Source organism: Streptomyces sp. NPDC051738, from assembly GCF_044453205.1.
In the GTDB taxonomy this organism is placed as follows: Bacteria; Actinomycetota; Actinomycetes; order Streptomycetales; family Streptomycetaceae; genus Streptomyces.
The window spans coordinates 104,743-118,438 of record NZ_JBITCM010000006.1 but is presented as its reverse complement, the minus strand read 5'-3'; the positions used below and the strand labels follow the sequence as shown (position 1 = coordinate 118,438).

The 13,696-nt window shown below is 71.7% G+C and carries 9 protein-coding genes; 6 read left to right on the top strand and 3 right to left on the bottom strand.

The annotated features are described in order from the left end of the window. Position 1: 1 nt before the first annotated feature. Complete coding sequence (locus ACIA8X_RS16100; RefSeq protein WP_393447524.1) at positions 2-766, bottom strand: sugar isomerase domain-containing protein; 765 nt, start codon at positions 764-766, stop codon at positions 2-4. A gap of 166 nt (positions 767-932) precedes the next feature. Here ACIA8X_RS16100 and ACIA8X_RS16095 point away from each other — a divergent pair, with 166 nt between their 5' ends. The 6 genes from ACIA8X_RS16095 to ACIA8X_RS16070 all read left to right on the top strand — a co-directional run bounded on the left by ACIA8X_RS16095 (position 933) and on the right by ACIA8X_RS16070 (position 10,305). Then, on the top strand, positions 933-1,817 hold the full coding sequence (locus ACIA8X_RS16095; RefSeq protein ID WP_393447522.1) for a MurR/RpiR family transcriptional regulator: 885 nt from the start codon (positions 933-935) through the stop codon (positions 1,815-1,817). A gap of 127 nt (positions 1,818-1,944) precedes the next feature. After that, positions 1,945-6,189 (top strand): NEW3 domain-containing protein, encoded by a 4,245-nt coding sequence (locus ACIA8X_RS16090; protein ID WP_399458497.1) that lies wholly within the window; start codon positions 1,945-1,947, stop codon positions 6,187-6,189. After that, positions 6,186-6,881, top strand: coding sequence for a peptidyl-prolyl cis-trans isomerase (locus tag ACIA8X_RS16085; RefSeq protein ID WP_399458496.1), 696 nt, complete (start codon positions 6,186-6,188; stop codon positions 6,879-6,881). The genes ACIA8X_RS16090 and ACIA8X_RS16085 overlap by 4 nt, the downstream gene beginning before the upstream one ends. Positions 6,882-7,019: 138 nt before the next feature. Then, on the top strand, positions 7,020-8,390 hold the full coding sequence (locus ACIA8X_RS16080) for an extracellular solute-binding protein (RefSeq protein ID WP_399458495.1): 1,371 nt from the start codon (positions 7,020-7,022) through the stop codon (positions 8,388-8,390). Positions 8,391-8,392: 2 nt separating this feature from the next. Beyond that, positions 8,393-9,430 (top strand): carbohydrate ABC transporter permease, encoded by a 1,038-nt coding sequence (locus tag ACIA8X_RS16075; RefSeq protein WP_393447514.1) that lies wholly within the window; start codon positions 8,393-8,395, stop codon positions 9,428-9,430. Next, positions 9,427-10,305 carry a carbohydrate ABC transporter permease gene (locus ACIA8X_RS16070; protein WP_393447512.1) on the top strand — a complete coding sequence of 293 codons (879 nt, stop codon included), beginning with the start codon at positions 9,427-9,429 and terminating at the stop codon, positions 10,303-10,305. Before ACIA8X_RS16075 ends, ACIA8X_RS16070 begins: the two co-directional genes overlap by 4 nt. On the opposite strand, the gene ACIA8X_RS16065 is transcribed toward ACIA8X_RS16070, so the two are convergent. Together ACIA8X_RS16065 and ACIA8X_RS16060 are read right to left on the bottom strand one after the other, a co-directional pair. Continuing rightward, positions 10,269-12,542 carry a glycoside hydrolase family 3 N-terminal domain-containing protein gene (locus tag ACIA8X_RS16065; RefSeq protein ID WP_399458494.1) on the bottom strand — a complete coding sequence of 758 codons (2,274 nt, stop codon included), beginning with the start codon at positions 12,540-12,542 and terminating at the stop codon, positions 10,269-10,271. The two genes, ACIA8X_RS16070 and ACIA8X_RS16065, sit on opposite strands and share 37 nt — an antisense overlap. 81 nt (positions 12,543-12,623) lie before the next feature. Further along, complete coding sequence (locus tag ACIA8X_RS16060; protein ID WP_399458493.1) at positions 12,624-13,685, bottom strand: N-acetylglucosamine kinase; 1,062 nt, start codon at positions 13,683-13,685, stop codon at positions 12,624-12,626. Between the last annotated feature and the right edge of the window lie 11 nt (positions 13,686-13,696).

Here is a 13,696-nt window from a genome sequence, read left to right as displayed (position 1 = left end):
ATCAACTCGCGGTGCGCCGGATCCGTCCGGCGTACCGCTTCTCCAGTTCCAGGTTGCCCTCGAAGCCGCCCGGCACATTGGCGGAGACGTACACCGGCGGGCGCTCCCCGCCGGCGAGGAGCTGGGCGGAGGCCTCGGCCACGGCCATCTGGACGAGCATCACACCGGTCAGCGTGGACAGGGCGCAGACCGCACCGCCCTCCGGCAGATCCAGCAGCGCGTCCCCGCGCGGGGCCCGGTTGTCGAGGACGACGTCGGCGAGGTCGGCGAGCTTCTTGCCGCTCGGGTGGCCGGCGGGGACGGCGCGGGTGTGGGAGAGGGAGGTGATGGCGAGGAGGCGGTGGCCGTGTTCCTTGGCCCGCAGGGCCATCTCCACGATCACGTTGTTGACGCCGGAGTTGGAGATCACGACGAAGAGGTCCTGGGGACGCGGTACGGCGAGGTCGTAGAGGCGGGCGGCGACCCCCGCCTGACGTTCCAGGAGCGGGTCGTCGAGGACGCTCGGCGACTCGCCGCCGTACAGGACGAGGTCGGCGATGCTCAGCCGGTTCGTCGGCACAAGGCCGCCGGCCCGGCCGGCGAGTTCGAGGACGATGGCCTGGGAGTGGCCGGTGCCGAAGGCCTGGATCACACCGCCCGCGCGCACGCAGTCGGCGATCAGCCCGGCGGCGCGGGTCACCTCGTCGCGGGCGGACTCGGTCAGGCGGTCGAGGACGGCCATGCTCTCGCGTGCGAAGCGCCGGGCGCTCACGGACTCGTCGGACACGCGTCACTCCCCACCGGTGGATTGAACCACCTCGTACTCCTCTATCGATGAATCAATAAATCACACACCGGATGGTACGGGCAATGAAGCGGGCGCCGGCGATGAGCCGCCGTCCCGGTCCTGGTATTCAGGCGGTGGGAGAAACGGTGGCTGATACCTTCTCCTCATGCCCCCGACGGACGTCACCACACTGATCCGTACCGAGCTGCCCCGGCTGGCCGGCTCACTGCGGAAGGTCGGCGAGCTGATCCTGGAGGATCCGGCCGCCGTCACCCACTGCTCGGCCGCCGAGCTGGGCCGCCGCACCGGCACCTCCCAGGCGACGGTGACCCGGTTCTGCCGGGCCATCGGGCTCGACTCCTACCAGCATCTGCTGATCGAGCTGGCCCAGGAGCGCGGCCGCGGCGAGGTCTCCGACTGGGGCACCGCCGAGATCGGTCCCGACATCTCGCCCGACGACAGCCTCGAACGGGTCGTCCAGGTCGTCGGCAGCGCGGATCTGCGCGCGATCCAGCAGACCATCGACCGGATCGACCTCGACGCCCTCGAACGCTCGGCCCAGGCCCTGGCCCGCGCCCGCCGTATCGACGTGTACGGCGTCGGCGGCAGCGGCGCGGTGGCCCAGGAGACGGAGACTCGGCTGTTCCGCATCGGCTGCCAGGTCCGCGGCTGGACCGAGGTGCACGGCGCGGCCACCTCGGCGGCCCTGCTCACCCCGGCCGACGTGGCCATAGGCATCTCCCACTCCGGTGCCACCCGCGAGACCCTCGAACCGTTCGAGATGGCCAAGGAACGGGGCGCCACCACCATCGCCATCACCACCGACCCGCGCTCTCCGCTCGCCAAGGCGGCCGACATCCGGCTCATCTCGGCCACCTCGGAGACCAGCTTCCGCACCGGCAGCATCGGCGGCCGGCACTCCGTCCTGATGATCGTCGACTGCCTCTACGTCCGGGTCGGCCAGGTCTCCTACCAGCGCGCCAGCGCCTCGCTCGCCCTGACGGACCACATCACCCCGCAGCACGCGGCGAAGTCGCGCCGGTCGCGCTGAGCCGGCCGGGACCGTCCAGTCCGTCCGGGACTGCATGGATGAACCACCGAGGAAACATACAGATGGTTGTTTGAACCATCCCCTCGATGCCAGGATGGGGCTCCCCACGAGCACTCGTAGGAGCCCCATGCGCGTCATCTCTGTCGAGTCGACCGAACTGTTCGTCGGTACCGAGGACGATCCGCACCAGGTGGTGGTGGTCGAGATCGGGCACCTCCCCGACCGGGCGGTCCGCCTCACCGTCGAGGGGCCGGGGGTGCACGGCACCGCCGAGGCGACCACGGGAGACGACGGCACCGTACGCGCCGAGATACCGGTGACGACCGACCTCGCCCCCGGTGACCGTACGCACATCAGGGTCACGGCCACGGACGCCGCCGACCCGGCGCACACCGCGGAGCACTCCGCCGCGTTCACGGCCGCCGAGCCCGGCTGGACCATGTTCATGGTCAGCCACTTCCACTACGACCCCGTCTGGTGGAACACCCAGGGCGCCTACACCGAGACCTGGGACGTCGCCGACGACCCCGCCACCACCGGCCTGCCGGCCCGCACCTTCGACTCGCGCGGCCAGTCCGGGATGAGCCTGGTCCGCGCCCACTGCGATCTGGCGCGGCGCGACCCGGCGTACACCTTCGTGCTCGCGGAGGTCGACTACCTCAAGCCCTACTGGGACGCCTTCCCGGAGGAGCGCGCCTTCCTGCGCCAGCTGATCCGCACCGGCCGCGTCGAGATCATGGGCGGCACCTACAACGAGCCCAACACCAACCTCACGGGCGCCGAGGCGACCGTACGCAACGCGCTGTACGGCGACGGTTTCCAGCGCGGCGTCATCGGGGCGTCCCCCGAGACGGCCTGGCAACTGGACGCGTTCGGGCACGATCCGCAGTTCCCCGGGCTGATGGCGGACGCGGGGGTGACCTCCAGTTCCTGGGCGCGCGGGCCCTTCCACCAGTGGGGACCGACCCTCTCCGTCTTCGGCGAGGAACCGCGGGACCCGAAGCGGATGCAGTTCCCGGCGGAGTTCGACTGGATCGCCCCCTCGGGGCGCGGGATCCTCACCGCCTACATGGTCAACCACTACGGCGCCGGCTGGGCGATCGACAACGCGCCCACGCTGCCCGAGGCGGAGGCGGCCGCGCTCAAACTGTTCAAGGGGCTCAAGCAGGTCGCGCTCACCCGTAACGTCCTGCTCCCGGTCGGCGGTGACTACGCGCCGCCGTGCCGCTGGGTGATGGGCATCCACCGGGACTGGAACGCCCGCTACGTCTGGCCGCGATTCATCAGCGGCATCCCCCGTGACTTCTTCGCTGCCGTGCGCGCTGAGCTGGACGCCGAGGGCCGCAAGGCGTCCCCGCAGACGCGGGACATGAACCCGATCTACACCGGCAAGGACGTCTCCTACATCGACACCAAGCAGGCCCAGCGCCACGGCGAGACGCGCCTCGCCGACGCGGAGGCCTGGGCGACGCTCGCCTCGCTGCTCACCGGGCACCCCTATCCGGACGCTGCGCTCGACAAGGCCTGGCGGCAGCTGATCTACGGCGCCCATCACGACGCCATCACCGGCTCGGAGTCGGACCAGGTCTACATCGATCTGCTCACCGGCTGGCGGGAGTTGTACGACCTCGCCGAGACGGTGCACGCCGACGCGACCGACGCCCTGGCGGCCAAGGTGGCTCAACTTCCGGGCGCCACACCGGACTTGGTGGTCTTCAACGCGGCGACCTGGGAACGGCGCGACGTGCTGGCGGTCGACGACCCGGGCCTCGTCCCGCTCGACGACACCGGACTGCCGCTGCCCGCCGTAAGGGAGGACGGCGAACTCCGCGTCGTCGTACCGGAGGTGCCCGGCATGGGCCTGAAGGCGCTCCCGCTGGCCGAGGGGACGGTCTTCGAGTGGACCCGCGCCGAAGGCACCACCATCCGCAACGAGTTCTACGAGGTGACGGTCGACCCCGCGCGCGGCGGCGCCGTCAGCAGCCTGCGGGCGCTGGCGGAGGACGGCCGGGAGTTGCTGCGCGCGGGCGACATCGGCAACGAGCTGGTCGTGCAGGAGGAGTACTCCAGGCACCCGCGCTTCGGCGAGGGCCCCTGGCACCTCACGCCGACCGGCACGACGGCCGCCCGCAGCCGGGACGTCACAGCCGACATCGATGTCGAGCACTCCCCCGCCGGAGCGCGCATCACCGTCCGCGCCGACCTCGGCCTCTTCCGCTACACCCAACAGCTCACCCTCTGGCGGGGCGTCGACCGCCTGGACCTCACCACCACCCTCGACGGCTACGACGGCGCCGACCGCCTCATCCGGGTCCGCTGGCCCTCCGACGTGCGGGGCGGGCTGCCGGTGCACGAGGTGGCGGACGCGGTGATCGGGCGTGGGTTCGGGTTCGTGGAGGTGGACAGCGAGCAGTTCCCGTGGACGCTGGACAACCCGGCCAACACCTGGTTCGGCCTCGGGTCCACCGCCCGGGTCGCGGTCGCCGACGGCTCCGGCCGTCCGCTCGGTGAACGGTCCATCGGTGTCGCCGAGTTGGTGTACTCCTCCTGGGACGAGGCCGGTGAGCTGGGAGCCGGGCTCGCGGCGGCCCTGGTGCGCGTGGGCGTGACGGCGACCTCGACGATCGCCGGGGGCCCGCGTTACGGCGATCTGGAGGTCGACTCCAACCTGCCCGACATCCGGATCGCGGTCGGCGCCCCCGAGCGCAACACGCTGGTCGCCGAGGCCCTCGGCTGGGACCCGGCGGCCGGGCGCGAACTGCGCCGCCAACTGGCCGAGCAGGGCGTGGCCGCCGTCTGGGTCGCGCCGCGCGCCTCACTTCGCGAGGAGTGGGTGCCCGGCGCCGACCTGCGCGACCTGGAGCGGCTGCCGCTGCTCGTGGTGGCGGGCGCCCGCCCCGAGGACGACGCCAAGGCCGTGGACGCGCTGATCGCCGACCTGGACGACGCGGTCCTGCGGGCCACGGCGGCGGGCGGCGGGGAGGCGCTGCCGCCCGGCGACGCGTGGGACGGCCGCAGCTTCGCGGTCCTGAACCGCGGGACGCCGGGCTGCGTGGTGACCTCCTCGGGCGACCTCTACATGTCCCTGATGCGCTCCTGCACAGGCTGGCCCTCCGGCATCTGGGTCGACCCGCCCCGGCGCACGGCGCCCGACGGATCCGCCTTCCAGCTCCAGCGCTGGTCCCACACCTTCGAGTACGCCGTGGTCGCCGGCACGGGCGACTGGCGCGAGCTGCGGCTGCCCCAGGCCGGACACGCCTTCAACCATCCGCTGACGGCGCGGGTGCGGCAGACGGCCGCGCAGGATGCCGTACTGCCCAGGAAGGCCGTGCTGTTGGGCCTCGACCCCGCCGGGGAGGTGCTGCTCGACGCGCTCAAGCCGGTGGGGTCGCCGCTGGCGCGCGGGAGCGTGGCGACGGCCGATCCCGGGAGTGGGGTCGTCGTGCGGATGCACGAGGTGAACGGGCGGCCGGTGCGGGCGCGGGTGAGCGGGCCTCGGGAGTGGACGGACGGTGCGCGGGCGGACGTACTGGAACGGCGAGGCGAGCCACTTGCACCCGGCGAGGAGGGGGCACTGGAACTCGACCTGACCGGCTTCGAGGTGACGACCCTGCTCGCCACGACCGCCGACACGGAGCCCTCACCCGGCCCCGGCATCGCCGCCCACGAACCGGCCCAGCCGATCCCCACCCGCTACTGGCTCCACAACTCCGGCCCCGCCCCACGCGGCAACATGCCGGTCGCGGTCTACGTCTCACCGACCACCCTCACCGTCCCCGACGGCCCCGTCACGGCGACGATCCGGGTCAGCTCGGAACTGACCGACGCCCCGGTGTCAGGCACGGTGACCCTGCACGCCCCGCCCGGCTGGTCCGTCGAACCGGCGGAGCTGCCGTACGCACTCGGCCCCGGCGGGTTCACGCTCACCGAGGCCACGGTGACACCACCGGACGACGCCGAGCCCGGGCGGCACTGGCTCGCGGCTCGGCTGTCGTATGGCGGGCAGACGTACGAGGACGTCGTGGCGCTGGATGTGGGGGACGGGCACAACGGGCCAACGCTCCTGATGGAGCTGGGAGTTGAGCGGATCAGCGTAGGCCGGGGTGAACAAGCCCGGATCCCCGTAACCCTGCGCAACAGAACCCGGGGCCCGATCAGCGGCACGCTGTGGGCCGTCTCCTCATGGGGAACCTGGGCCGGCGTGACCCCCGGCTGCCAGGGCTTCACCGTGGCCGGCGGCGAGCAGGCGGAATGCGTGATCGAGGTGGACGGCGGGACGGTGCCACCGGGTTCGTACTGGCTGATGACGAAGGCGGGCTGGCACGGGTGCGTGGCGTATACGGCGGCCGTGGAGCTGGAGGTGACGCCATGAGGGAACACACCGCAGGACCGGATCACGCGGCCCTGGTCGACGGCCAAGCCGTCCCCAAGGCCCGTGTCGACGCCCTCCTGGCTGCCGTACCGCCCCGTGACCGCGTGGCCCACCCCGAGGCATTCGCACGGGCCGAGCGGCAGCGACGGCGGTGGGCGACGCAGGTGGTGGTGGTGGACGATCTCGCCCGGCGGGCCTGCACGGAACGCGGACTACTCGACGGCGGTTCGGCAACGCCCCAAAGGGGCGCGGGGAACTGCGCGACCAGCCACGACGGCGCCGCAGACGACCGACTACGACCTCCGGCACTCCCCGCGGAGCGCGACGTCGCAGACCTCGGCAGCATCGTCGCGGCAGCACTGGCCCACTCCCCCGCCGCCCGCCTCCTCCTCGCCGCTCTGGAGGCCGAACAGGGCATCCCCGAAGCCGCGGCCCGGGACTACTACGACCGCAACCGCGACCGCTTCCTCACCCCGGAGGCACTCCGCAAGGGCGTCGACCCCTTCCACGAGGCCGCCGACGTCCTGCCGTACGAGCAGGTCCGGGACGGAATCACCCTCGATCTGCGCCGCGCGGCGGGCCGGCGGGCGTTCTTCGACTGGCTGGACCGCGCCCGGACGGGCGTGGTGTACGCCGCCGGTCACGAACACCCCGGCGACCCCTCGCACCAGGACCACGAACACCGGCACTGATCCGACCGGAACCCAAAAGCAACACGGCAGCCCATTGACCTCCGATGAATTGTGGTCCACATTTTCATCAATCGGAGCTGAAGTTGGTGAATTGAACCAGCCCCTTCCCTTGCCACTTGGTCGCAGGAGGCCCCCGACATGCGCGCAAGAAGACTGACCCGCACCCTGACCTGTATCGCCGCCCTCTCCCTGGCCGCGGCCGGCTGCGGCCTCTCCGGCGGCTCCGACGACGGCGAGGCAACCGCCGGCGGCTGCAAGGTGGACAAGGCGAACGTCGGGTCCGACGCGCTCTCCGGGGACGTCAAGGGCAGCATCACCTTCCAGACGACCAACCTGAAGAAGGACTTCGGCGACTACTTCAACAGCGTCATCGCCGCCTTCGAGAAGGAGCACCCGGACGCGAAGGTGAAGTGGATCGACGACCCGGGCGACGCCACCTTCACCCAGCGCCTGGTCGCCGACGCGCAGGGCTGCACCCTGCCGGACGTGGTCAACATCAACGTCAACACGGCGATCGCGCTCACCAAGAACGGCTATCTGCTCGACCTGGACAAGAAGGCGCCGGACGCAGGCAAGCCGTTCGTCCCGGCGCTGTGGAAGTCGAGCCTCTACCCCGACGCCTCCGGCACCAAGGTGCACTCCGTGCTGCCCTGGTACTCCGGCGGCATCGTGCAGACCTTCAACACCGAGCTGATGAAGAAGGCGGGCCTGGACCCGGCCAAACCTCCGACGACCGTCCTCGGCCTGTTCGAGGACGCCCAGAAGGTGGCCAAGGCCTCGGGCGGCGAGTACTACGCCTTCCTCGCCAACCCGCAGCTGCGCATCCCGGCCGACTGGCAGCAGATGGGCATCGAGATCTTCTCGGCCGACGGCAAGTCGTTCACCTTCGCCGACGACCAGAAGACCGTGCAGTGGGTCGAGGCGATGACCAAGCTCTACCAGGCCGGCGGGATGCCCCGGGACTCCCTCTCCTCCACCCAGGACCCGGCCAACGTCTACGGCCAGGCCAAGCTGGTCTACGGCCCCACCAACCCCAACTTCCTGCGGTTCATCCAGCAGAACAACCCGACCGTCTACAAGAAGACCGGCGTCGCCCGCTTCATGCTGGACGACCTCGGCCACACCGTCGGTGCCCCGCAGTACATAGGCGTCGCCTCCACCAGCAAGAACGCGACGACCGCACTGTCCTTCGCGCAGTTCCTGACCAACGCGCAGAACCAGCTGGAGTGGGCGAAGGACCCGAACGTGGTGATCTTCCCGTCGACCACGGCCTCCCTGGACGACCCGTTCTTCCAGTCGGTCAAGGGCACCGACCCCTTCGCCGAGGCCCGGAAGATCGTGGCCAGTGACCGCAAGACCGCGACGGCCGACGAAATCGCCCTCACGCCGGGCGAGTTGAACGCCATCTCGGCCCAGATCCAGCTGGCCATGCAGGGCAAGAAGAGCGCGGCGGACGCTCTCAAGGACGCCCAGTCCAAGGCCAACGAGCTGATCGAGCAGGCAGGCTGACGATGGCCCAGCACACCGTGGGCAAGGCGCCCGCCCCGACTCCCCTGGGATCGGGCGCCCCCGCCCCCCGCCCCGGCTCCGTACCCGAACCGCCGGGGCGCCTGCGCCGCGTCCTTCGCTCCGTGGTCCCTGGCCCGACCGCGGACGCGGGGGGCGCGGCGCTCTACCGCCGCTGGTGGCTGCCCTGGCTGTGGATGCTCCCGGCGATCGTCGGCACGACGGTCTTCGGGGTGTTCCCGTTCCTCAACACGATCCTGGTGTCCTTCACCGACGCCAAGCCGCTCGGCGGCGCGTACAACCTGGTGGGTCTGGACAACTACACCCGGATGCTGGGGGATTCGGACTTCTGGCTGGCGACCCGCAACAGCATCCTGTACGCGCTGATCGTGGTCCCCCTGATGGTACTGCTGCCGTTGCTGCTCGCCATCCTCGTCGAGAAGAACCTCCCGGGCATCGGCTTCTTCCGCTCCGCCTTCTACACCCCGGTCCTCGCCTCCAGCGTCGTCGTCGGCCTGAGCTGGCAGTGGCTGCTGAGCGACCAGGGCCTGGTCAACACCTGGCTGCAGAAGGCGCACATCATCCGGGACGCCATCCCCTTCCTGTCCGACTCGTGGCTGATCCTGCTGTCGGCGATGGGCCTGACGCTGTGGAAGGGCCTCGGCTGGTACATGATCTTCTACCTCGCCGCGCTCGGGAACGTGCCCAAGGAACTGCACGAGGCGGCGGCCGTGGACGGCGCCGGCGCGGTGCGCCGCTTCTGGCACATCACCGTGCCGGGCGTCCGCACCTCGATGATGCTGGTCGGCACCCTCACCGGCATCGGCTCGCTGCGCGTCTTCACCGAGATCTACATGCTCGGCGGCGCCACCGGCGGCCCCGGCGGCGCCGACCGCACGCTCCCCTTCTACATCCGGGACGTCGGCCTCGACCCGCTCACCGGCAACGCCGGCTACGGCGCGGCGGTCAGCGTCGCCCTGTTCGCCCTGACCCTGGGCCTCACGCTGCTCGCCCAGCGCCTGACGAAGGAGGACGAGGGATGACCACGGCCGTCGAGAAGAACCGGCGTCTGATGCCCCGCTGGCGGGACTACGGCCGCCCGCGCGAACTCGTCGTCCGCTACCTGCTGTTGGTGTTCGTCCTGTTCATCACCGTGGGCCCGCTGATGTGGCAGGTGCTGTCGTCGCTCAAGGGCCCCACCGAGGACGTCTTCGGCGCGGGCGCCTCCCTCATCCCGCACCACCCCACGCTGCGGGCCTACAAGGAGGTCTTCGACCAGGTCCCGGTGTGGACGTACATCAGGAACAGCGTGTTCATCGCGGTCATCTCCATCGGCAGCCAGCTGGTCTTCTCCACCATGGCCGGCTACATGCTCTCCAAGCCCGGCTGGAAGGGCCGCAAGCTGGTCTGGGTCGTCCTGATGGCGTCCATGATGTTCCCCTTCGAGTCGATCATGGTCTCGCTGTTCCTCAGCATCCGGGACATGGGCCTGGTCGACAACCTCGTCGGCGTCTGGCTGCCCGGCTTCGTCGCCGCCATCAACGTCCTCATCATGCGGGCCGCGTTCCTCGCCGTACCGCGCGAGATCGAGGACGCGGCGATGCTGGACGGCGCGGGCGAGTGGAAGCGGTTCCGCTATCTGTACCTGCCCTCCGCGTACGGCGCGATCCTGGTCGTCACCATCAACACCTTCATCAGCGCCTGGGACGACTTCCTCTGGCCGCTGATCGTGCTGCGCTCCGAGGAGCACTTCACGCTGACGCTGGGTCTGGCCCGGCTGCAGACGTCGTCGTTCGGGTACGACCAGCGGCTGGTGATGGCGGGTTCTGTGATCTCGGTGATTCCGGTGCTGATTCTCTTCGTGATCACGCAGCGGTGGTTCTACAAGGGGGTCTCGTCGGGAGCCGTCAAGCTCTGAGTCGGTACGGCGGTCAGTGCCGCCCGCGCCGACTCGGCGACCCGGAACTCGACCACCGTGCCCGTACCGGGCAGGTCGGCGCCGAGCGGGAACGTGACCGTACGGGTCTCGCCCGGCGCCAGGTCGACGGCCTGGAAGCCGCACAGCTCAAGCGTGCGCGGCCACACGGGGGTCCTGAGTCGGCGCAGGTAGAGCTGGACGACGGAACGACCGTGCCGGTGGCCCGTGTTGGTGATGTCGGCCTCGACGGTGCGCCCGGTCAGCCGCGGCGGACCGTACGCGAAGCTGGTGTACGACAGCCCGTGCCCGAAGGAGTGGAGCGGCTCGGCGCTCTCGTCCACGTAGCCGCCGTACTCGATGTCCTTGTGGTTGTAGTGGACGGGGAGTTGGGCGGCGGAGCGCGGCACGGAGACCGGCAGCCGGCCGACGGGTTCGGTGAGCCCGAGCAGCACCTCGGCGATCGCCTCGCCGCCCCACGGGCCGGGGTACCAGGCGGTCAGCACGGCGGCCCCGGTGTCGGGCACTACATGCGGGCGGCCCTGGATCAGCACGACGGCCGTCGGCGTGCCCGTCGCGACCACGGCGGCCAGGAGCGCGTACTGGGCGCGGCCCAGCTCAAGACCGGCCAGGTCGGCGCCCTCACCGCAGGTCAGGTGCGAAACGGCGGTCCGTGCGGCCCCGTTGGCGTCGAACTCCGTGTCGGGCGTACGGGCGCTGCTGCCGCCCAGCACCAGCACGGCCAGGTCGGAGGCGGCGGCAGCGGCGACCGCCTCGGGGATGCCGGAGAGGTCGTCGCCGGTGAGGGCGCAGCCGGGGGCGTGGCGGATGTCGACGCCGGGCGGGGTGAGCCGCCGTAGACCGTCGAGGACGCTCACTCCCGTGCCGGGGCGTTGCGGCGCGGTGTAGTCGCCCGAGTAGTGGGCGGTGGTGGCGGACTGAGGGCCCAGCACGGCGATACGGGAGACGGCGGACGGGTCGACGGGCAGGGCGCCGCCGTCGTTGCGGAGCAGGGTGACGGCGGCTCGGGCGAGGGAGAGGCTCAGATCGCGGCCACCGTCGGGCGCCGACTCACCTGAGCCGTAGGGCCGTTCGAACAGGCCGAGCCGGAACTTGAGGGCGAGCACGCGGGCCACTGCGGCATCGAGGGTCTCCTCGGCGACGAGCCCGCGCCGCACGGCCTCCTCCAGGTGGGTGAAGCCCTCGTCCCAAAGGCTCAGATCCACACCGGCGTTGAGGGCGAGGGCACCTGCGCTGACCTTGTCTCCGGTGATGCGCGCCAGCCGGTCCACGGCCAGTCCGTCCGCCATGACGAGCCCCTGGAAGCCCCAGCGTGCGCGGAGCAGTTCGTGGAGCAGGGCGCGGTTCCCGGCGCAGGGCAGGCCGTCGACCTCGTTGTACGCGGCCATCACGGCGGCGGCCCCGGCGCGGATGCCGGCGCGGGCGGCGGGGAGGTGGATCTCGTGGAGTTCGCGGGGGCCCAGCTCGGACTCGGCGGAGTTGCGCCCGCCGACGGTGGCGCCCTGACCGGCGAAGTGCTTGAGGACGACGGGGGCCTTGTCGGCGGCGAAGAGGCCGGCGGGCTCGCCCTGCATGCCGCGGACCACGGCCTCCGTCAGCCGGGCGGCCAGGTACGGGTCCTCGCCGAAGCACTCCTCCGTGCGGCCCCAGCGCGGGTCGCGGGCGATGTCGAACGCCGAGACCAGGGCGACATGGCCACCGCGGGCACGCAGTTCGGCGGCTGCGTGGGCCGCGGCGCGCTCGTACAGCTCCGGGTCCCATGTGGCCCCGACGGTCAGATTGACCGGGAGGACCGTGCCGTCCAGGGCCATCAGTCCGTGCGGCACCTCCTCCACGAACAGCGCCGGGATGCCCAGCCGGCTGAGCTCGACGACATGCCGCTGCACCAGGTCGGCGAGGGCCGCGGCGTCCTCGGCGCCGGGTCCGCTGCCGTGGTCGACACCGGACCAGGCGTCGGCGCGCTGGAGGCCGTAGAGGGCGCCGAGTCCCTCGAAGCGGTCGGTCTCGGCGTACAGGGCGTCGGTGAGGTCGAAGCCGCCGTCGGGGGTGCGGCGGTAGGCGTTCCAGCCGTACATACGCTGGTTGAGCTGGCCGACCTTCTCCCGCAGGGTCATGCGGGAGAGCAGGTCGCGGACTCGGGCGTCGACGGGGGCGGTGGGGTCGAGGTAGCGGGGGCGGTCGGCGGCGAGGGGCGTGGCCGCGTGGTCCGGAGTCGGCATGCGGCCGGTCCCTTTCTTGCGAGCGGTTCGGGTGTTTTCCTGCGAGCGGTTGGTGCGTCTTCGTGCGGGCGGTTCGTGCGTTCAGAGGGCGAGGCGTGCCAGAGCCACCGCGCCTTGAGAGCCGTCCGCCACCCAGTCGAGGGTGAGTCCGAGGTGCTGGAGGCGGGAGCTGAGCGGCTCGGTGAGCGGTCCGTCGGGGCCGAGCAGGCCCCCCGTGGCGACGACCCGCTCGCCGGGCCGGGGGTCCAGGGCGCGGACACAGCCGACGAGGTGGTCGGCGGCCGTGTCGAGGATCCCCGCGGCGACGGCGTCCTGCTGCCGGGCCGCCTCGGCGACCAGCGGCGCGAACTCGGCGAGCCGGACCGGCGGTCGCTCCATGACGGCGGGGAGCAGATGCATGCGGTAGGCCTCGCGCCGGGCCCGCGTCCAGTGACCTGCGTCGTAGGGTCCCGGAGCATCGCCCGGCAGGATGTCGTACGACCCCGGACCCTCGCCCGGCAGCACATCCCCCGGCACCCCCAGCGCCCGCCCCACCGACGCGGCCAGTGCCGTCGGCGCACCCCGTCCGTCGGCCATGCGGAGCGCCACCCGCACCGCCTCGCGGCCGATCCAGAAGCCGCCGCCGTCGTCGCCGAGCAGCCAGCCGTCGCCGCCGGCGGTCGTGGTGCACGCGCGTGCGGTGATGCGTGCCGCGACCGCGCCGGTGCCGGCCACCAGGGCGAGGCCGTCGGCGGGGTGGCCGGGCGCGGAGGCGAACCCGGCCTCGATGTCGCTGTGGATCTCGACCGAGTCGGCGTCGATGCCCAGCCTGCTCAGCGCGACGGTGAGCGCGGCATGCGCCTTGACGCGGCCCGGCTCGTCCGGAGCGGCCCGCGACGCGCCGGCGAACCCGCCCGCCACGGCCACGACACGGCCGCGCAGCCCTTCCGGCACGGCGAGCGCGAGGGCCTCGACGAGGTGCTCGGTGAGCTGGTGGCCGGGCACGGTCAGGGCGTTGCCCGGCCCGCCGACGCCCTCGCCCTCGGGGGCGCCGTCGTGCGCGGGCGACAGGACGGCGCGCGTGCGCGAGCCTCCGGCGTCCAGGCCGACGACGTAGGCCCGTGCCGGCCCACCGGCCGAAGTTTGGTTCAAATCACTATTCATCGCCGACCATG

Coding starts and splice junctions, on each gene's coding strand:
- ACIA8X_RS16095 (WP_393447522.1), top strand. CDS start 933: ATGCCCCCGACGGACGTCACCACACTGATCCGTACCGAGCTGCCCCGG.
- ACIA8X_RS16090 (WP_399458497.1), top strand. CDS start 1,945: ATGCGCGTCATCTCTGTCGAGTCGACCGAACTGTTCGTCGGTACCGAG.
- ACIA8X_RS16085 (WP_399458496.1), top strand. CDS start 6,186: ATGAGGGAACACACCGCAGGACCGGATCACGCGGCCCTGGTCGACGGC.
- ACIA8X_RS16080 (WP_399458495.1), top strand. CDS start 7,020: ATGCGCGCAAGAAGACTGACCCGCACCCTGACCTGTATCGCCGCCCTC.
- ACIA8X_RS16075 (WP_393447514.1), top strand. CDS start 8,393: ATGGCCCAGCACACCGTGGGCAAGGCGCCCGCCCCGACTCCCCTGGGA.
- ACIA8X_RS16070 (WP_393447512.1), top strand. CDS start 9,427: ATGACCACGGCCGTCGAGAAGAACCGGCGTCTGATGCCCCGCTGGCGG.
- ACIA8X_RS16065 (WP_399458494.1), bottom strand. CDS start 12,542: ATGCCGACTCCGGACCACGCGGCCACGCCCCTCGCCGCCGACCGCCCC.
- ACIA8X_RS16060 (WP_399458493.1), bottom strand. CDS start 13,685: ATGAATAGTGATTTGAACCAAACTTCGGCCGGTGGGCCGGCACGGGCC.